Origin of the sequence: Acidovorax sp. JG5 (assembly GCF_017939685.1) — a bacterium.
GTDB lineage: Bacteria > Pseudomonadota > Gammaproteobacteria > Burkholderiales > Burkholderiaceae_C > Acidovorax.
Genome location: NZ_JAGKSE010000001.1, coordinates 147,060 through 166,477, shown reverse-complemented (window position 1 = coordinate 166,477; position 19,418 = coordinate 147,060). Strand labels below are relative to the sequence as shown.

Annotated in this window: 18 protein-coding genes; 12 read left to right on the top strand and 6 right to left on the bottom strand. The window is 67.2% G+C overall.

Annotation, left to right across the window (positions count from 1 at the left end; translation table 11 throughout):
* Window positions 1–19: 19 nt before the first annotated feature.
* Both dprA and J8G26_RS00730 read right to left on the bottom strand, forming a co-directional pair.
* The gene (dprA, locus tag J8G26_RS00735) at window positions 20–1,174 is read right to left on the bottom strand and encodes a DNA-processing protein DprA (RefSeq protein ID WP_210567563.1); all 1,155 of its coding nucleotides are present in this window, start codon (window positions 1,172–1,174) and stop codon (window positions 20–22) included.
* Window positions 1,175–1,236: 62 nt separating this feature from the next.
* Window positions 1,237–2,439, bottom strand: coding sequence for a LysM peptidoglycan-binding domain-containing protein (locus tag J8G26_RS00730; protein WP_210567562.1), 1,203 nt, complete (start codon window positions 2,437–2,439; stop codon window positions 1,237–1,239).
* Between the two features lie 199 nt (window positions 2,440–2,638).
* Here J8G26_RS00730 and def point away from each other — a divergent pair, with 199 nt between their 5' ends.
* From def to J8G26_RS00680, 10 genes are all read left to right on the top strand, one after another.
* Window positions 2,639–3,148, top strand: a complete 510-nt coding sequence (gene def, locus J8G26_RS00725; protein WP_087748019.1) for a peptide deformylase — start codon at window positions 2,639–2,641, stop codon at window positions 3,146–3,148.
* Complete coding sequence (locus tag J8G26_RS00720) at window positions 3,145–3,645, top strand: hypothetical protein (protein WP_349238289.1); 501 nt, start codon at window positions 3,145–3,147, stop codon at window positions 3,643–3,645. The genes def and J8G26_RS00720 overlap by 4 nt, the downstream gene beginning before the upstream one ends.
* 20 nt (window positions 3,646–3,665) lie before the next feature.
* Window positions 3,666–4,742: a methionyl-tRNA formyltransferase gene (locus J8G26_RS00715; RefSeq protein WP_210567561.1), complete on the top strand. Its 1,077-nt coding sequence runs from the start codon at window positions 3,666–3,668 to the stop codon at window positions 4,740–4,742.
* A complete protein-coding gene (locus J8G26_RS00710; protein ID WP_210567560.1) occupies window positions 4,739–5,560 on the top strand; it encodes an AzlC family ABC transporter permease in 822 nt (273 codons plus the stop codon). The genes J8G26_RS00715 and J8G26_RS00710 overlap by 4 nt, the downstream gene beginning before the upstream one ends.
* On the top strand, window positions 5,557–5,892 hold the full coding sequence (locus J8G26_RS00705; protein ID WP_087748016.1) for an AzlD domain-containing protein: 336 nt from the start codon (window positions 5,557–5,559) through the stop codon (window positions 5,890–5,892). The genes J8G26_RS00710 and J8G26_RS00705 overlap by 4 nt, the downstream gene beginning before the upstream one ends.
* Before the next feature lie 84 nt (window positions 5,893–5,976).
* Complete coding sequence (locus J8G26_RS00700) at window positions 5,977–7,188, top strand: phosphoglycerate kinase (RefSeq protein WP_210567559.1); 1,212 nt, start codon at window positions 5,977–5,979, stop codon at window positions 7,186–7,188.
* A gap of 130 nt (window positions 7,189–7,318) precedes the next feature.
* Entirely contained in the window at window positions 7,319–8,143 is an 825-nt protein-coding gene (gene pyrF / locus J8G26_RS00695) for an orotidine-5'-phosphate decarboxylase (protein ID WP_087748014.1), read from the top strand.
* A gap of 96 nt (window positions 8,144–8,239) precedes the next feature.
* Window positions 8,240–9,133, top strand: coding sequence for a LysR family transcriptional regulator (locus tag J8G26_RS00690; RefSeq protein ID WP_210567558.1), 894 nt, complete (start codon window positions 8,240–8,242; stop codon window positions 9,131–9,133).
* A gap of 115 nt (window positions 9,134–9,248) precedes the next feature.
* Complete coding sequence (locus tag J8G26_RS00685) at window positions 9,249–10,229, top strand: tripartite tricarboxylate transporter substrate-binding protein (protein ID WP_087748013.1); 981 nt, start codon at window positions 9,249–9,251, stop codon at window positions 10,227–10,229.
* 5 nt (window positions 10,230–10,234) lie between these two features.
* Window positions 10,235–11,212, top strand: coding sequence for a succinylglutamate desuccinylase/aspartoacylase family protein (locus J8G26_RS00680; protein ID WP_210567557.1), 978 nt, complete (start codon window positions 10,235–10,237; stop codon window positions 11,210–11,212).
* Window positions 11,213–11,313: 101 nt separating this feature from the next.
* Here J8G26_RS00680 and J8G26_RS00675 read toward each other — a convergent pair whose 3' ends face one another.
* Window positions 11,314–12,240, bottom strand: coding sequence for an EamA family transporter (locus J8G26_RS00675; protein ID WP_087748011.1), 927 nt, complete (start codon window positions 12,238–12,240; stop codon window positions 11,314–11,316).
* A gap of 8 nt (window positions 12,241–12,248) precedes the next feature.
* Window positions 12,249–12,689 (bottom strand): hotdog domain-containing protein, encoded by a 441-nt coding sequence (locus tag J8G26_RS00670; RefSeq protein ID WP_087748010.1) that lies wholly within the window; start codon window positions 12,687–12,689, stop codon window positions 12,249–12,251.
* A gap of 290 nt (window positions 12,690–12,979) precedes the next feature.
* Here J8G26_RS00670 and J8G26_RS00665 point away from each other — a divergent pair, with 290 nt between their 5' ends.
* Complete coding sequence (locus tag J8G26_RS00665; RefSeq protein WP_210567556.1) at window positions 12,980–14,941, top strand: methyl-accepting chemotaxis protein; 1,962 nt, start codon at window positions 12,980–12,982, stop codon at window positions 14,939–14,941.
* Window positions 14,942–15,020: 79 nt separating this feature from the next.
* On the opposite strand, the gene J8G26_RS00660 is transcribed toward J8G26_RS00665, so the two are convergent.
* On the bottom strand, window positions 15,021–15,395 hold the full coding sequence (locus tag J8G26_RS00660; protein ID WP_087748008.1) for a DUF779 domain-containing protein: 375 nt from the start codon (window positions 15,393–15,395) through the stop codon (window positions 15,021–15,023).
* A 185-nt stretch (window positions 15,396–15,580) separates the two neighbouring features.
* Window positions 15,581–17,104, bottom strand: a complete 1,524-nt coding sequence (locus J8G26_RS00655; RefSeq protein WP_087748007.1) for an aldehyde dehydrogenase family protein — start codon at window positions 17,102–17,104, stop codon at window positions 15,581–15,583.
* 314 nt (window positions 17,105–17,418) lie between these two features.
* On the opposite strand from J8G26_RS00655, the gene J8G26_RS00650 reads away from it, so the two are divergent.
* Window positions 17,419–19,380, top strand: a complete 1,962-nt coding sequence (locus J8G26_RS00650; protein WP_210567555.1) for a sigma-54-dependent Fis family transcriptional regulator — start codon at window positions 17,419–17,421, stop codon at window positions 19,378–19,380.
* The last annotated feature ends 38 nt before the right edge of the window (window positions 19,381–19,418 follow it).

Here is a 19,418-nt window from a genome sequence, read left to right as displayed (position 1 = left end):
GTCCGCAGACCGGGCCCGTTCAGGCGCTGCCCATGCGTTGAAACAACCCGCCCGGAAGTCGGGCCACGGCACCGGCCAGTTCCAGCTCCAGCAGCTGCACCTGCATGGCGGCGGTGTCCATGCCTGTGCGCGCCATCAGGGCATCCAGCCCCACCGGATCAAACCCCATCGCCTGGAGCAGCGCGCTTTCGGGCGGTTTCGATGGGGTCGTGCCAGGGGCGGTTGGCTGCGGCGCTGCCTCTGGAGCAGGGAGCTGCAGTTCTTCCAGCACGTCCTGCGCCGATTCCACCAGCTTGGCGCCTTGCCGTATCAGCGCATGGCAGCCGCGCGACTGGGGCGCGTGGATGGAGCCCGGAATGGCGAACACGTCACGCCCCTGCTCCACCGCCATCCGGGCCGTGATCAGTGAGCCCGATGCCAATGCCGCCTCCACCACCAGCGTTCCCTGCGAAAGGCCCGCAATGATGCGGTTGCGCTTGGGGAAATTCGCCGCCAGGGGCGGCGTGCCCAAGGGGTACTCGCTGATCAGGATGCCATGGGCGGCGATGCGCCTGGCCAGCGCCAGGTTCTGGCGGGGGTACACCCGGTCGAGCCCCGTTCCCACCACCGCAATCGTGGCGGGAACGGCGGCGCCCGCCACCGCGCTGTCCAGCGCCCCCTCGTGCGCGGCGGCATCCACCCCCAGCGCCAGCCCGGACACGATGGTGAGCCCCGCCGCATGCAGTGCGCGTGCGAACTGCCGCGCGTTGTCCGCACCCTGGGCGGTAGGGTTGCGGCTGCCCACGATGGCCAGGCAGCAATCGGGGGGAAAGGGATTCGCGGCCCACAGCGCTGGCGGACCAATGCCATACAGCACCAGAGGCGGGTCTTCGGTTTCGAGCAGGGCCTGCGGGTAGCGCCCATCGCCCAGCGTCAGGACGACCCGTGCGGTGCCCTCGGGTGCAGCGCCCTGGAGCCACACCCAGGTGGTCTCCAGCAGCGGCGCCAGGCCCGGCGGAACCTGGCACAGGGCCTGCGCCTGGGCGGACGTCACGCACTGCGCCAGCGCGCCCTCGGACTGCTGAAAAATGGCAGTCGGAAGGCCAAAGGCCGCCAAAAGACGGCGGGCGGCACCGTTGCCAACGCCCGGGGTCAGCGTCAGGCGCAGCCAGCCGGCAAGTTCATCGCGTTCCATGGGAGTGGCGGGTTGGAGACGGCCGCGTGCCCGAGGCAACCGCGTCGGCTCCGATTCCATCCTTATTCGGGGTTGACCAGACGATCACCCACCCGCACGCCCGTGCGGATTTCCAGAATCAAGGCGTAGGAAACCCGGTCAAATGTGCGGAACACCATGACGTGGCCATTGCGCTCGCTGGGCAGCTTGATCACGGTCTTGGCTGCATCCGTCGTGTCCTTGAGGCGATCGCCCTTGGTCAGGATGTGGAGCACCTGGCCGGCTTCCATGCCGTCCTGCGTGCCCCGGTTGATTGCGATGACCTGGTTCTGCGCCGCGTAGGACACCGAGTTGCCGCCATAGATCGAGACCACGCGCGCATCGACCTTCATCTGGGGGGCGCGCGGCGTGTAGCTGACAAAGGCGCGCGCTGGTGCTGGCAGCAACCGGTCGCCGGCGCGGACCTCTTCCTTGGTCGCTGACAACTCCACGGTGGCTGGCACATAGTCGTAGGCGATACCGCCCTTGCCATCGGCCGTTTCTTCCACCGACTCGCCCCGCACCAACTCGGCCTTGCCTACGTACTGCGCCTCGTAGCCCAGGATTTCACCCGTCAGGGGATCCTTGAGGGCAATGGCATCCCGAAAAACGCGGTAGTGGCGGGACGCGCCCGGTTCCACCCGCAGCGGGCTGGACGCGTCGCCCCGCGCATAGGCCCGATCACCGTCGGCCATCAGCACGCGCTCATCCACCGTGGCGACAATGCGCGGCGCGCGCTGCAGCACCTCGGCGTCCACCACCAGCGGTTCCACCAGGAAGGGCTCGATGAGATGCGGCTTGAGCGTTGGCAGGGCGGAGTCGGCCAGGCTGTCGCTGCGCGTGCGCGGCGATACCCGCACCGTCTCAGGCGTGCCGCGGGCGCTGGTGCGAAGGCGCGCGTAACCGCCATTTTTTTCGAGATAGAGCGTCTGGCCTGGAAAGATCAGGTGGGGATTGGGCAGGGCCTGGAGGTTCATGCCCCACAGCTCGGGCCAGCGCCATGGGCGGTTCAGGTACATGCCCGCAATACCCCAAAGGGTGTCGCCACGTTTCACGACATAGGTGTCGGGCGCTGACGGCGCCAGTTCAGACAGAGGAACACCACGTTCGGCCACCTGTTGCGCCGTGGCCCGCTGGCCACTGGAAACCGGGTAGTTCTGCGCCTGGGCCGGAGCGGCCAGCATGGCGCCGGCCAGTACTGTCAATGCGCCCAGGGCGGTTCGCCACACGCTGGTGAATGCCGTCATGCTGTTCCTTTTGTGATGCATTGTGAAACGCCCCTCTCTGGCGCCGCGGTCGATTGCGCCATGCAGGCCGCCGGGCAGATACGTTACAAACCATTTTAGATTCTCTGCTCAAGCCCTTGATCGGGCAACGAATATTGCCGTTGGTGGCTGCAGCGCCGGCCAAAAGTGGCGAAAATACCCACAGCTTTCACCTTCATCCATGGCCATTCTTCCCATTCTCTGTTACCCGGACCCTCGTCTTCACAAGGTCGCCCAGCCGGTTCAGGCCGTGGATGCCCGCATCCAGACGCTGGTGGCGGACATGCTCGCCACGATGTATGACGCCCATGGCATCGGCCTGGCGGCAACGCAGATCGACGTGCACGAGCGCGTCGTGGTCATCGACGTCTCCGAGGAACGCAACGAACCCCTGGTGCTGATCAACCCCGAGATTGTCTGGGCCAGCGCCGAAAAGCACCTGAACGAAGAAGGCTGCCTGTCGGTGCCTGGCATTTATGACGGAGTGGAGCGTTTTGATGCGGTGCATGTGCAGGCGCTGGACGCCCAGGGCCAGTCCCGCGTGATCGAGGCAGACGGACTGCTGGCGATCTGCATCCAGCATGAGATGGACCACCTCATGGGTAAGGTGTTTGTGGAATACCTCTCGCCCCTCAAGCGCAACCGCATCAAGACCAAGCTGCTCAAGCAGCAGCGGGAAGCGCGCGAGTGAGCGTTCTGCGCCGCCTCGGCATGGGCGCCAGTGTGCTGGTTCTGGCGGTGCTGCTGTCGGCCTGCGCCTCGCCCGACCGGGAAAAGCCCGGCGCCCGCCGCGCCGACGTGCTGGCCCGACTGGGCGCACCGCACAGCACGACCGCCCTGGACGGCAACCGCGAGCGCCTGCTCTATTCCACCCTGCCGGCCGGCCGCCAGGTATTTCACCTCGACTTCGATGCCACCGGCCGCCTGGAACGCGTCGAACAGGTGCTGACCTTCGCCCGCTTTTCGGGCATTGCACTGGACCATTGGAGCCGGGCCGACGTGGAGCGCGCCTTCGGCCCGCCGATGCTGGTCGAGCGGGTGGCCCGCTTTGACGGCGATGTCTGGACCTACCGGTTCATGGACGACTACGAACCGCGCCTGGCGCACATTCACATCGACCGCGCCGGCACCGTGCGCCAACTGCTCTTCACCGACGACCAGCCCCCGGGCGATGACAGGGATTTCTGATCCGCCGCCGCCCCTTCTCCATGAAAATCATCTTTGCCGGAACCCCCGAATTCGCCCGCGTGGCATTGCAGCGTCTGCTGGACGCCGGGTTCACCGTGCCCCTCGTGCTCACGCAGCCCGACCGCCCCGCCGGCCGGGGCATGAAGCTGCAGGCCTCGCCCGTCAAGCAATGCGCCCTGGAGCATGGCATTGCAGTGGCCCAGCCCCGCAGCCTGCGCCTGGACGGCAAATTCCCCGAAGACGCCGCTGCCGCCCGTGCAGCGCTGCTGGCCGCGCAGGCCGATGCCATGGTGGTAGCGGCCTACGGCCTCATCCTGCCGCAGTGGGTGCTGGATGCCATGAGCGCCGCACGGCCGCCCGAAGGCGCGAAGGCCCCCTCGGGGGGCAGCGAACCACGCGCAGCGGGGAGCGTGGGGGCCCATGGATGCCTGAACATCCACGCCAGCCTGCTGCCGCGCTGGCGCGGCGCCGCCCCCATCCACCGCGCCATCCAAGCGGGCGATGCTGAGACGGGCGTCACCATCATGCAGATGGATGCGGGCCTGGACACCGGCGCCATGCTGCTGACCGAAAAGCTGCCCATTGGCCCCCGCGACACCACCGCTTCGCTGCACGACCGCCTGGCCAACCTGGGTGGCCGGCTGATCGTGGAGGCCCTGGAGCTGGCCGCTTGCGGTGGCCTGCAGTCTGTCCAGCAACCGGAGCAGGGCGTGACCTATGCCCACAAGATCGAAAAATCCGAAAGCGCGGTGGACTGGTCGCTGCCAGCGCAGGTGATTGGCCGGCAGATCCGCGCCTTCGACCCTTTTCCTGGGGCCAGCACCACGCTGGGCACGGAGACCATCAAACTCTGGGACTATGAAATTAGTAGCTATCAGCGCTTTCCAGATAAGCGCTGCGGCCAGATTTTGTCTATAGACAACACCGGCGTGCTGGTGGCCTGCGGCGAAGATGCCCTGATCCTGACCACCCTGCAGCGCGCCGGTGGCAAGCGCTTGCCGGCCTCCGAGTTTCTGCGCGGCTTCCCGCTGCAGCCCGGCATGGTGCTGGGGGCCGGGCCAGCGCCCGGCACCACGGGCGCGCCGACCGCGCCATGAGCCTGCAGACGGTCCGCCAGACCGTGCGCCACCCGGCGTTTCGCCTGGCCATCACCGACATGGCCGGCACCTCGCTGGGCATCGCCGCCTGGGCCCTGGTGACGGGCGTGGCCATGGTGAAGGGCGGCATCTCGGTGTCCATGGCGATTTTCATGTCGCTGCTGGTGTATGCCGGCAGCGCCCAGCTGGCCGTGCTTCCGCTGTTGGCCACCGGCGCGCCGCTGTGGGTGGTGTGGCTCACGGCGTCGTGCGTGAACCTGCGCTTCGTGATCTTCAGCAGCCTGTGGCGCAGCTACTTTGCCCACCTGCCGCTGCGCCAACGCCTGGCCATTGGCTACTTCAGCGGCGACGTGATCTTCGTGGCCTTCATGAAGCGCTTTCCCGAACCGCAGCCCGAGCCCGACCAGCTGCCTTATTTCTGGGGCGCCGCCACCACCAACTGGCTGGCCTGGCAGGTGCCGTCGATCGCCGGCATTTTGCTGGCCAACGCCGTGCCCGTGTCCTGGGGGCTTGGCTTTGCCGGTGTGCTGGCGCTGCTGGGGGTGCTGCTGTCGCTGCTGTTCGACCGTGCCACCTGGCTGGCCACGGGGGTGGCCGCCACGGCAGCCATCGCCGCCTTTGCCCTGCCGCTCAAGCTCAACATCCTGGTGGCCATTGCCGCTGCGGTCACCGTGGGCCTGCTCATCGAGGCCGTGGACCGGCGCCGCCACAAGCCCGAGGTGCTGCTGGTGCCGGCAGACAGCATGATCGGCGCCGACGAGCTCGAACAGGTCGAGGCGGGCGACGCGGTGGCCCTGCGCGAGGAGCTGCATCCATGAGCTGGGACTGGCTGGAACCCTTTGTCGCGGTGGCGGGTCTGGCCGTGCTCACACTGGTGACGCGTTCCTTCTTCATGATCCCCGAGCGCGAGCTGCCCCTGCCCGACTGGCTCAAGCGCGGGCTCAAATATGCGCCGCTGGCCGCGCTCACGGCGGTCATTGCGCCCGAGATTTTCATGGCGCACGGCGCGTTCATCACCACGCTGAAAGACGCGCGCCTGCCCGCCGTGCTGTGCGCCGTTGCCTACTATTTTTGGCGCCGCGGCATTCTGGGCACCATCGTGGTGGGCATGCTGGTGTACCTGCCACTGCACATCGGCTGGGGCTGGTAGGGCGGCGGCGGCGAAGGGCGGCAATGCACAGGCGCCTAAAATGACAGCCCCGTTACCCGAGTCCCCTTCGCGAGCTTCTTGCCCATGAACATCCTGCGTTTTTCCGATCTGTGCGCCCAGAACCGAGTTCGTGGTCAGCGCGTCTTCATCCGTGCCGACCTGAACGTGCCGCTGGATGCCGCCGGCCACATCACCGAAGACACCCGCATCCGCGCCTCGATTCCGTGCATCCGCATGGCCCTGGACGCGGGCGCCGCCGTGATGGTGACCAGCCACCTGGGCCGCCCCACCGAAGGTGCATTCCAGCCTGAAGACTCGCTGGCCCCCGTGGCCCGGCGCCTGGGCGAGCTGCTGGGCCACCCTTATGAAAATGGTGTGCCGCTGCTCGCCCACTGGGTGGACGGCGTGACCGTGGCGCCGGGGCAGGTGGTGCTGCTGGAAAACTGCCGCGTCAACGTCGGTGAAAAGAAAAACAAGGAAGACCTGGCCCGCAAGCTGGCCGCCCTGTGCGACATCTTCGTGAACGACGCCTTTGGCACGGCCCACCGCGCCGAGGGCACCACCTATGGCATCGCGCAATACGCCCCCATCGCCTGCGCCGGCCCGCTGCTGTCGGCCGAAATCGACGCCCTCACCAAGGCCCTGGCCCAGCCCCAGCGCCCGCTGGCAGCCATCGTGGCAGGCTCCAAGGTGTCTACCAAGCTCACCATCCTGCAAAGCCTGGCCGACAAGGTGGACCAGCTCATCGTGGGCGGCGGCATTGCCAACACCTTCATGCTGGCCGCAGGCCTGCCTATCGGCAAAAGCCTGGCCGAGCCGGATCTGCTGGACGCCGCCCGGTCCGTGATGGCGACCATGAAGGCGCGCGGCGCCGAGGTGCCGATTCCCACCGACGTGGTCACCGCCAAAACCTTTGCCGCCGATGCACCCGCCACCATCAAGGCCGCCACCGATGTGGCCGAGGACGACCTGATCCTGGACATTGGCCCCGAAACCGCCGCGCGGCTGGCGGCCCAGCTCACATCGGCCGGCACCATCGTCTGGAACGGCCCCGTGGGCGTATTCGAGTTTTCCGCCTTTGAAAACGGCACGCGCACGATTGCCCAGGCCATTGCGCAATCGCCCGCCTTCAGCATTGCCGGCGGCGGCGACACCCTGGCGGCCATTGCCAAATACGGCATCGAGCAGCAGGTGGGCTACATCTCCACCGGCGGCGGCGCCTTCCTGGAAGTGCTGGAAGGCAAGACCTTGCCGGCATTCGAGATTCTCGAAAAGCGGGCCGCCGCCACGTCCTGAAGACTTGCGCTGCTTGCCCGCAGGGGCGATCAGACCAAGGCCGTTTCGACGGCCTTTTTTCATGGGCGCTTTCATGGGTGTTGTCATGGGTGTTTCGTGCCCTTCATGGCGCCGCCTAAAATTGCGCCCCATGACCTTTCTCGACATGCTGCGCAATGCATCCACCCAGAACAACTCGATGCTCTGCGTGGGACTGGACCCCGAACCCACCCGGTTTCCCGCCGACCTGCGCGGCGACCCGCGCAAGATCTACGACTTTTGCGCTGCGATCGTCGACAGCACGGCCGATGTGGCCTGCGCCTTCAAGCCCCAGATTGCCTACTTTGCAGCCCACGGCGCCGAAGACCAGCTTGAACGGCTGATGCAGCACATGCGCTGCAATGCGCCCCAGGTGCCGGTGATTCTGGATGCCAAGCGTGGCGACATCGGCTCCACCGCCGAGCAATATGCCAAGGAGGCCTTCGAGCGCTATGGCGCCGACGCCGTCACGCTCTCGCCGTTCATGGGGTTCGATTCCATCGAGCCCTATCTGGCCTACCACGGCAAGGGCGCCTTTTTGCTGTGCCGCACCTCCAACCCCGGCGGCGACGACCTGCAAAACCAGCGCCTGGCCAGCATCGAAGGCCAGCCCCTGCTGTACGAACATGTGGCGCGCCTGGCGCAAGGCCCCTGGAACAAAAACGGCCAGCTCGGCCTGGTGGTCGGCGCCACCTACCCTCAGGAAATTGAGCGCGTGCGCAGCATTGCGCCCACGCTGCCCCTGCTGATCCCCGGCGTGGGCGCGCAGGGCGGCGATGCCGTGGCCACCGTGCGCGCCGGTCTGCGCCCTGACGGCCCCATCATCGTGAACTCGTCGCGGGCCATTCTGTATGCCTCGGATGGGGACGATTTCGCCACCGCCGCGCGCCACGAAGCGCTGCGCACCCGCGCCGTGCTGCAGGCGGCGGCCGGCTGAGCTGCATGGCACCGCTGGCGACCCCCGCTGCGCTTGCGTGCCGGTGGGGCCTGGGCTGCACCAGCATCCGTAGTCGCCATTTTTTGTCCGCAGGCCATGCAGCTCAAGTGGCTTGAAGACTTCATCACGCTGGCGCAGGAGCGCAGCTTCACGCGCGCCGCCGAATTGCGCCACGTCACCCACCCCGCGTTCGGGCGGCGCATTCGCGCGCTCGAAGCCTGGGCCGGCACGCCCCTCGTGGAGCGCGGCGGCGGCCCGGTCACCCTGACCTCTGCGGGTGCCAGCTTTCTCGAAACTGCGGCCCAGCTGGCGCGCAACCTGGCCCAATCGCACGAGGAGCTGCAAAGCCTGGCCGGGCGCCAGGGCCGCACCGTGACGCTGACCACCGGCCGCACCCTGGCCCGCACTGTCGTGGCCGACTGGCTGGTGCGCCTGCGCCCCGTGCTGCAGGACGGCGAGTTGCGCATCCTGACCCGGGCGTTGGCCGACACCGTGGCCATACTGGAGCGCGGTGAGGCGGATTTCTCGCTCGTGTACCACCACCCGGCGCTGGCCATTGCACTGGACGCGCGGCAGTTTACCCACGTCACGCTGGCGGCAGACCGCCTGGTGCCCGTGTCCCGCGCCACGACCGAAGGACGGGCGTTGCACAGCTTTGCCCAGGCGCAGCCAGTTCCCTACCTTGCCTACGCGCCCCAGCTGGCGTTGGGCCGCCTGGTCGAGGACCACCTGGCGCACAACCCCCATGCACCGCGCCTGCAACGCCTGGTGGAATGCGACTCGGCGGATGCCCACTACGAATACGTGCAAAAAGGGCTTGGCGTGGCCTGGTTACCCTGGTCCATGGTGCATGCCGACTGCAAGAGCGGGCGCCTGGCTCCGGCGGGCAGCTCGCGCATGGAAGTACGTTTTGACGTGCGCTTATATCGCCCCAAGCGCCGCTTGGGCCCGCTGGCCGAGGCCGTATGGCAGGCCGTCACGCTGCGCTGACCTGCGTGAACTGTTCTTAAAGCGGTTCAAATTTGAACCTGTTCGTGCCGTTTCGGCACGAACAGGGAGCCGCCGCCTTCTCACAATGGGGCATCCAACCACAAGGACCAACGCCATGCACTTCCCCACACTTTCGCGCCGCACCGCCCTGGCTTGCGGCCTGGCCTTGCTGGCCTGCGGCCCTGCGGTCGCCCAGGAAACAGCGTATCCCAGCAAGCCCATCACCATCGTAGTGGGCTATCCGCCGGGTGGCAGTACCGACCTGACGGGCCGGGTGGTGGCCACCGAGCTGGGCAACCGCCTGGGCGTGCCGGTGGTGATCGAGAACATCGGTGGCGCAGGTGGCGCCATCGGCGCGCAGAAGGTGGCCAGCGCCGCACCCGACGGCTACACCCTGCTGGTGGGCGCAAGCAACGAGATCGCCATCAACAAGCTGGTGACCAAGAAGGTCAAGTACGACATCAAGGATTTCACTGCCATCGGCCTGATTGCCTCGCAGCCGCTGGTGCTGGTGGCGTCCACCGGCGCGGGGGTGAAGAACCTGGCGGAATTCACGCAGAAAGTCTCCAAGAACCCCGGCAAGTTCAGCTACGGCAGCTCGGGCGTGGGTACCTCGCTGCACCTGGCGGGCGAGATGGTCAAGGAGCAGGGCAAGCTGTTCATGACGCACATTCCCTACCGCGGCGTGGCACCGCTCGCTAACGACCTGATGGGCAACAACCTCGAATACGGCGTGTTTGTGCTCTCCAGCGGACTGCCGCACATCAAGAGTGGCAAGGTGATTGCTTTGGGCACCACCGAAGCCAAGCGCTCGGCGGCCACACCGGACATCCCGGCGCTCTCCGAATCGGCCCAGTACAAGAACGTGGACATCGGCGTGTGGTTTGCCCTCATGGCGCCGGCCAATCTGCCCAAGCCTGTGGCCGACAAGCTCAAGAAAGCCCTGAACGAAGCGCTGCAGGCACCCGAACTGCGCAAGAAGCTTGAAGCCAGCGGCTCCACGGTGTCGGTGCCTGGCGTGAACATCGACAAGTTCCTGAGCAGCGAAGTGGCCAAGTACAAGAAGATCGTCGAATTCGCCCGGATCGAGGAATGATGCCCATGGCCCTGACTTTTGACCTGCCCGCGCCCGACCTGGGCCCCTGGCGCGCCGGCAACACCGGCACCGAGGGCGTCTGGCACTTTGACTCGGGCCAGCCCGGCCGCCATGTGATGATCAGCGCCCTGGTGCATGGCAACGAGCTGTGCGGCGCCTGGGCGCTGAAAGGGCTGCTCGAATCCGGGCTGCGGCCGCAGCGGGGCCAGCTCACGCTGGCCTTCTGCAACCTTGAAGCCTTCGACCGCTTTGACCCCACCCACCACGACGCCTCGCGCTTCACCGACGAAGATTTGAACCGCCAGTGGCTGGACGAGCGCATCGATGCCGGTGACAGCTGCGAGCGCCGCCGCGCTGCGGCCCTGCGGCCTTTCGTGGCGAGCGCCGACTGGCTGCTGGACATCCACTCGATGCACGAGCCCTCGGCTCCGCTGTTGCTCACCGGCATGCAACCTCGCAACCTCGAGCTCGCGCGGACCATGCGCGCGCCAGAGCATGTCGTAATTGACGCCGGGCACAAGGACGGCGTGCGCATGCGCGACTATGGCCGCTTCGGCCTGCCCGACGGCAACGGCCCAGGCCAGGGGGGCGACACGCGCTCGCTGCTGGTCGAATGCGGCTTCCATGGCGACCTGGCCAGCCGCACCGTGGCGCAGGATCAGTGTGTGCGCTTTCTGGCGGCAGCTCGGGTGCTGGACGCGGCCGAGCTGGCACACGCGCTGCCTGGCTGGCAGCAGGCCGATGCCCCCCGCCAGTGGGCGCTGGAGGTGACCGGACCGGTGGTGGCTCGCAGCAGCAACTTCCGTTTCACCGAAGCCTTCACGGGCCTGGAGGTGATTGCGCAGGCCGGAACAGTGATTGGCGACAACGACGGCGAGCCCGTCATCACGCCCTACGACGACTGCGTGCTGGTGATGCCCTCCACTCGCCAGGCGCGCGCCGGCGTCACCGTGGTGCGCTACGCACGCCGTCGGCCCCTCTGAGGCCTGAAGCGCATTCGCGTAGATGCCCTGGCTCAGGGTTTGTGCGGTGAGTTGCTATAATTGTAGTAGCTATCAGCGCTTTATGGAAAAGCGCTACAGGCCTATTTGATGCCAAAACGCGGCCCCAGCACCACGCACACCAGGGCCAGCACCACGCAGGCCACGCCCGCCCATTGCCAAGCCGTGATGACCTCGCCCAGCACCCCCATGCCTGCGGCAATACCGACCAGCGGCACGCCCAGGCTGAAGGGCGCCACGCGGTTGGCGGGGTAGCGCTTGAGCAGGCTGGTCCACATCCCGTAGCCCAGCACCGTGGCCGCCCAACCCAGGTAGGCCACCGACAGCCAGGCCACCAGCGGTACGGCGGCCCAGGCGGCAGGATCGAGCCAGCGGGCCGCATCGGGGTCCAGCCACAGCGACAGCAGGGTGAACGGCAGCACCGGCACCAGGCTGCTCCAGACCACGAACGAGAACGGGTCGTAACCCGGCGAGGTTTGCTGCGCCAGGCGCGAGATGATGTTCGACGCTGCCCACCAGGCCGCAGCGCACAGCGTCAGCAGCAAGCCCGCCACCGTGGTGCCGCCCGTGGCAGCGCCGGGTTGCAGCTGGCTCATGGCAAAGCACAGCAGCCCCAGCCCGGCCAGCCCGAGGCCCAGCAGCAAGGGCCGGCTCGGGCGCTCGTGCAGCACGCCAAAACCGAACAGCGCGGTGAAAAACACCTGTGTCTGCAGCAGCACGCTGGCCAGCGCCCCCGTCATGCCCAGCTGCAGCGCTACAAACAAAAAGCCGAACTGCCCCACGCCCTGGAACAGGCCAAACAACAGCACCCAGCGCCAATGCAGGCGCGGGGCCCGCACCAGCAGCACCAGCGGCAGGGCCGCGCACAGGTAGCGCAAGGCGCCCAGCTGAAACGGTGTGAAACTGCGCAGGCCCCATTTCATGGCGACGAAGTTCACCCCCCACAGCAGCACCACCGCCAACGCGGCCAGAAGATCGCGGGCCCGCATCGGCCCTGCCAGAGGCGTCATGGGATTGCTCACTGTGCAGCGCGTGCAGCGTCGATATGGGCCTTGACGCGTTGCGCCAGCGCGATGTCGCCGGGGGTCTCTGGCGTCCAGGCGTCCACCGCGCGGGGCTGGCCATCGTCACCCACGGCTGCGTACACCGCCACGCAATGGGTCACGGGCTGCAGTTCGCGGCTCTGCACGCTGCCCGCTCGCACTTCGATGGCCATGCTCATGCTGCTGCCGCCGGTATAGGCCAGGCGGGCCTCCACTTCCACCAGATCACCGGGGCGAACGGGCCGCAAAAAACTGGTGCTGCCCACAAAGGCCGTCGCACAGTCACCGTGCGCCCAGGCGCTGGCGCAGGCCAGACCGGCTTCGTCGGCCCAGAGCAAGACCGTTCCGCCCTGGATGCGACCAGATGCCGATGGCGCGCCGCTGGCGGCCAGAAAGCGCAAGGTGATGGAATGCATGCCGGGGAATCTCCGCAAAAAAGACGTCGGTCATTATTCACCAGCCCTCTGCATCCGCCGGACAGCCCCCAAGCCTTCGTCCGACCGGCAGACGCCGCACAGTGCCATGGCCCATGGGCCGCCGACACACAGCTGTCATCACTTGATTTGAGTCAAAACCACTGGGTGCGAGTGTTTGTACATTGCGTTACAGACTGTGGGAATCCGCAGGGGTTCGCAGTCTGAACGTTGCCGGCATCCCGGTTCGGCCTTTGTGTTTTCACGACCTGCGCGTCTGTGCGCTTTTTGCCATGTCTCTCCTCCATCGCCTGGGCTTGCTGCATAAATTCATGATCCTGGGCACCATGGGGCTGATGATGAGCGCCCTGCCCACGTTCCTTTACGTGAGCAATTCACTGCAGTCGATTGCGGCGGCGCGGCAAGAATCCGTGGGCGCCGCGCCCGCGCTGGTGCTGAACCAGGTAGTGCGACTGATGCAGGTGCACCGCGGCCTGTCGGCCGGCATGCTGGGCGGTGACGAGACGCTGGCGGCGCGCCGCCCCGCCGCCCGCGATGCGCTGGAAAAAGCCATGGGCGAAGTCGCAACCAGCTTTGCCGCCGCCCAGGTGCCCACCGCGCAAACCAGCGCGTGGGCGCAGGCCCAGCAGACCTGGAAGGCCCTGGAGCAGGCCGTGGCCGCACGCAGCCTGCAGCCGGCGCAAAGCACGGCGCAGCACACGCAGCTGATTGCATCCATCATGCGGATCAACGAGGGCCTGCTGCACGCCTACGGCCTGCAGACCGACCCCGATGCCGACACCCATGCGCTGATCCAGGCCGCGCTGGTGCACGCCCCGATGCTGGGCGAAAAACTGGGCGTGCTGCGCGCACAGGGCTCGGGTTTTCTGGGGCGCGGCGAGCTGCCCGCGCAAGACAAGGGCCAGCTGCTGGTGCTGCGCCAGCGCGTGACCGAACTGCAGGCCGAAACCCTGCGCAGTTTTGACCGGGCGCTGGAACTGAACCCGCAGTTTCGCCAGTCGCTGGGGGGCAAGACCCCGGAGATCCAGGGCCTGATCACCCAGTCGCTGCAACTGCTGGAGCGCGAGGTGATCAACGCCACCGAATTCAAGCTCCCGTCCAAGGACTATTTCGACCATTTCACCCGCGCCATCGAAGCGCTGAACGCGCTCAACACCCAGGCCGCAGACAACCTGGTACAGGCCCTGGAGCGCCGCGTGTCCGATCTGCAGCAAAACCTGCTGTGGGTGGCCGCGGCCTTGCTGGCAACGCTGTCGCTCACCGCCGGCATGGCCCTGGTGTTCGTGCGCTCCATGACGCAACCGCTGGCGCAGGCCGTGCAGCTGTCGCGCGCCGTGGCGCAGGGCGACCTGAGCGGCGGCCCCATAGCCCACGGCAGCAACGAGGTCGGCCAATTGCTGGCGGCCCTGCTGCAGATGCGCCAGCAGCTCACCGACGTGGTGCGCAACGTGCGCGGCGGCTCGGAGAGCGTGGCCACCGCCAGCGTGCAAATTGCGCAGGGCAACACCGACCTGTCGGCCCGCACCGAAAGCCAGGCCAGCGCGCTCGAAGAAACCGCCGCCTCGATGGAGCAGCTCAACGCCACCGTGCGGCAAAACGCCGACAGCGCCCAGCAGGCCAGCCAGCTGGCCGCCAGCGCCAGCGCCGTGGCTGTGCAGGGCGGCGAGGTGGTGGCGCAGGTGGTGGACACCATGCAGGGCATCAACGCCGCGTCGCAAAAGATCGCGGACATCATCGGCGTGATCGATTCCATCGCGTTCCAGACCAACATCCTGGCGCTCAACGCCGCCGTCGAAGCCGCCCGCGCGGGCGAGCAGGGCCGGGGCTTTGCCGTGGTGGCCAGCGAAGTGCGCAGCCTGGCCGGGCGCAGCGCCGAGGCCGCGCGCGAGATCAAGACGCTTATCAGCGCCAGCGTAGAGCGCGTGGCCCAGGGCAACGCCCTGGTGGACCGCGCCGGCGCCACCATGGGCGAGGTGGTGGGCGCCATCCGCCGCGTGACCGACATCGTGGGCGAGATCAGCGCCGCCAGCCACGAGCAATCGCTGGGCGTGGCCCAGGTCGGTGAGGCAGTGACGCAGATGGACCAGGTCACCCAGCAGAACGCCGCCCTGGTCGAGGAGATGGCTGCCGCTGCCAGCAGCCTCAAGAACCAGGCCGAAGACCTGGTGCAGGTGGTGGCGGTGTTCCGCCTGGGCGATGAGCGCAGCCACAGCGGAATGCTACGACTTCAATAGCGCTTCGCGCTTATGTATAGAGCGCTACAGGCCATTTTGGCTTGAAAATACGCCACCACTTCCTGGTGGGGCGTTGACGTCAGCCCAGAGGGCGCTCGATGCCCAGCGCGGCCAGCTCTGCGTCAGTGAAGACGCGAGAGCGGGTGTGGAAGGCCTTGCCCTCAGGCCCTTCGAGCGAGAAGGTACCGCCGGTGCCTTCGATCACGTCGATGATGAGCTGCGTGTGTTTCCAGGTCTCGTACTGCGCGCGCCCGATGTAGAACGGGCAGCCGCCGATGTCACCCAGGTACACGTCGCCCGCGCCCATGGTGATTTCGCCGGGCAGGTAGCAGTTGGCCGCGCTGTTGTCGCAGCAGCCGCCCGACTGGTGGAACATCAGATCGGGCCCGTGTTTGGCTTGCAGAAAGGCCACCAGCTCCAGCGCGGCGGGGGTGGCGATGACTTTATCGACCATAGGGTGTCTCCAGCGTGCGATGCAAAAACAAACGCGGCAAGTTGGAACAACGAGCCGCGTCAGTAGAAACGTTTCCCGCGGTTCACAAACCGTCCCTGGCCAGGCGTCTCCGTCGCAGACAGTGGCAGCGCCACGGCAAGACGGAGCAACGACGCCAGGGGCGGTTTTTGGACCGCCACCCCCCATCAGAAGAAGCCGAGCTTGTTTTCTGAGTAGCTCACCAAGAGGTTCTTGGTTTGCTGGTAGTGGTTCAGCATCATCTTGTGGTTCTCACGCCCGATGCCCGATTCCTTGTAGCCGCCAAACGCCGCGTGCGCCGGGTAGGCGTGGTAGCAGTTGGTCCACACGCGCCCGGCCTTGATCGCGCGGCCCATGCGGTAGGCCACGTTGCCGTTGCGGCTCCACACGCCTGCGCCCAGGCCGTACAGCGTGTCATTGGCAATTTCCAGCGCCTCGGCTTCGTCCTTGAAGGTGGTCACGGCCAGCACGGGGCCGAATATTTCTTCCTGGAAGATGCGCATCTTGTTGTGGCCCTTGAACAGCGTGGGCTGCACGTAGTAGCCGCCTTCCAGATCGCCACCCAGGTGCGCCTGGCCGCCACCGGCCAGCACTTCGGCGCCTTCCTGCTTGCCCAGGTCGAGGTAGCTCAGGATCTTGGTGAGCTGCTCCTTGCTGGCTTGCGCGCCCATCATGCTGTCGGTATCCAGCGGGTTCTGGTGCTTGATGGCGGCCACGCGCTTGAGCACGCGCTCCATGAACTTGTCGTAGATCGATTCTTGAATGATGGCGCGGCTGGGGCAAGTGCAGACCTCGCCCTGGTTGAAGGCGAACAGCACCAGGCCTTCGATGGCTTTGTCCAGAAACGCATCGTCCTTGTCCATGATGTCGGCAAAGAACACATTGGGGCTCTTGCCGCCCAGCTCCAGCGTGGCGGGGATCAGGTTGTTGGCGGCGGCCTGCGCAATCACGCGGCCCGTGCTGGTCGATCCGGTGAAGGCGATCTTGGCAATGCGCTTGCTGGTGGCCAGCGGCATGCCTGCCTCGCGGCCATAGCCGTTGACGATGTTCAGCACGCCGGGCGGCAGCAGGTCGGCAATCAGCTCGGCCAGGATCAGGATGGAGATGGGGGTGGACTCCGCCGGCTTGAGCACCACGCAGTTGCCGGCGCCCAGGGCGGGGGCCAGCTTCCAGGCGGCCATCAGGATGGGGAAATTCCAGGGGATGATCTGGCCGACCACGCCCAGTGGCTCGTGCAGGTGGTAGGCCACGGTGTCGCTATCGATCTCGCTGATGCCGCCCTCTTGTGCGCGAATGGCGCCCGCGAAATAGCGGAAGTGGTCCACGGTCAGCGGGATGTCGGCGTTCAGCGTCTCGCGGATCGCCTTGCCGTTGTCCACGGTTTCGGCGTAGGCCAGCAGCTCCAGGTTCTGCTCGATGCGATCGGCAATTTTCAGCAGGATGTTGCCGCGCGTGGCGGCGTCGGTCTTGCCCCAGGCGTCGGCGGCGGCGTGCGCAGCGTCCAGCGCCAGTTCGATGTCTTCGGCGGTGGAGCGGGCAGCCTGGGTGTAGACCTTGCCGTTGACCGGCGAGATGACATCAAAGTATTGGCCCTTGACCGGGGGCACGAATTTGCCGCCGATGAAGTTGTTGTACTGGGGCTTGTAGGCGATCTTGGCGCCAGCGGCGCCGGGGGCTGCGTAAACGGTCATGGTGTGTTGTCTCCTGCGATGGTTGTGTGCATCGGGCGGGCCTCATGGGGCCTGTCCGATACCAACCCCCTACTCAAAACCCATGCCAGCTGGCCAAGGCGCGCGGCGTGTTGATTTCATTGGGATTTTTCTGCCAACCAGGGGATCACCTGTCGCCGTGGGCCCCGCCGTGCTGTGCCGTACCGCAACACCTGTCACGAAATGGAACAGTTGGCGCAAACCTGGCGCCCGCGCCCTTGCCCCCGGCGTTGCTGCCCGCCATACTCGTCCCATACCCACAAGCAGGCCATCCTGAGCCTGCACGGAGACAAAGCGTGCGCCCCAACACTTCCCCCGTCGCCTTGCGACAGGCCCGCCAGCATCTGCTGGACTCTGGCCAGTGCCCCAGCGGCCTGGTGGACGAGCGCCTGGCGCGCTCCTGGTCGCGCAGTATGGCGGCGGGCCTGGTGCCCACCGGGCGGCCCCAGGCCATCGACCACCCCAGCAGCGGCACCCTGCGCCATGTGCTGGCCAGCAACCCCGAGCTGCTGGCGCATTCGCGGCCGGTGATGGAGTACCTGTTTGAGCAGGTGCGCCACAGCCAGAGCGTGGTGGTGCTGGCCGACCGGCGCGGCATGCTCATGCACACCCTGGGCGACCCCTACTTTGTGGACAAGGCCGAGCGCGTGGCGCTGACCAGCGGTGCATCCTGGCACGAGGCCCACCGGGGCACCAACGCCATCGGTACGGCCCTGGCCGAGGCCTGCGCGGTCGAGGTGCATGGCGGCGAGCATTTTCTGGAGCGCAACAGCTTTCTCACCTGCGCGGCCTCGCCCATCCTGTCGGCCACGGGCGAGCTGCTGGGCATCCTCGACATCTCGGGCGACTACCGCAACGGCCACGCGCACACGCTGGGGCTGGTCAGTACGGCAGCGCGCATGATCGAAAACCGCCTGCTGGCCGCCACCTGCAAACGCAACATCCGCCTGCACCTGCACAGCGTGCCCGAGGGCATTGGCAGCGTGGCCGAAGGCATCGTGGCGGTGTCGGCCGACGGCTGGATCGTGGGCGCCAACCGCGTGGGCCTGGCGCAGCTGGGCCTGCACGCGGGCGACGTGGGCGCCACCTTGCTGGAGCGCGTGCTGGACGTGCGGCTGGGTGACCTGCTCTCGCACCACAAGCGCCGCCCCCAGCAGCCGCAGGCTTTGCGCACACCCCACGGCGGCTTGCTGTTTGCCCAGGTGCAGATGGATGCCGCCGCGTGGGTCACCCCGTCGCAGCCCGCCACGGCGGCCCGCGCCGCACCCACGCAGGACGCACTGGCGCTGCTGGACACCGGCGACGCCCGCTGGCGCGCTGCCGCCGACAAGGCCCGCCGCGTGGTGGGCAAGCCCATTGCGGTGCTGGTGCAGGGCGAATCGGGCGTGGGCAAGGAGGTGTTTGCGCGCGCCCTGCACGCCAGCGGCCCGCGCCGCGACGCGCCGTTTGTGGCCATCAACTGCGCTGCCATCCCCGAGCACCTGATTGAGTCCGAACTCTTCGGCCACGTGGCGGGCGCCTTCACCGGCGCACGCAAGGAAGGCCACCTGGGCCGCCTGCGCGAGGCCCACGGCGGCACGCTGTTTCTCGACGAAATCGGCGACATGCCGCTGGCCCTGCAAACCCGCCTGCTGCGCGTGTTGCAAGAGCGCAGCGTGACGCCCGTGGGTGCCAGCAAGGCCGTGCCCGTGGACTTTGCAGTGATCTGCGCCACCCACAACCAGCTCATGCAGGCGGCAGAGCAGGGGCGCTTTCGGCAGGATTTGTACTACCGCATCAACGGCCTCACGGTGCAACTGCCCGCACTGCGCGAGCGCAGCGACTTTGTGGCGCTGCTGCAGCGCCTGCTGGCCGACCTGGGCACGGAACAGGGCCTGGGTTTTGAGGTGCAGGTGGCGCCCGACCTGCTGGCCCGCCTGGCCGCCTACCCCTGGCCCGGCAACCTGCGCCAGCTGGCCAACGTGCTGCGCACCGCCTGCGCCATGCTGGCCGAGGGCGAAGACACCCTGGGCTGGGAGCACATGCCCGACGACCTGGTGCAGGCGCTCACGGCGGCGCCCGCCAGCCCGCGCAGCGAAGCGGCAGCAGGCCCGGGTGCGGAGGGCCTGCCGGCCGCCCTCAGCCTGCAGCAACTCTCCACCGCAGCCATCGACCAGGCCTTGCAGGCCGCACGCGGCAACATGTCGCAAGCCGCTCGCCAGCTGGGCATCAGCCGGCAGACGCTGTACCGCAAGCTGGCTTCACGCACGCCTCAATAGCTACTATTTTTATAGCTTCTTGCGCTTTACTGTCAAGC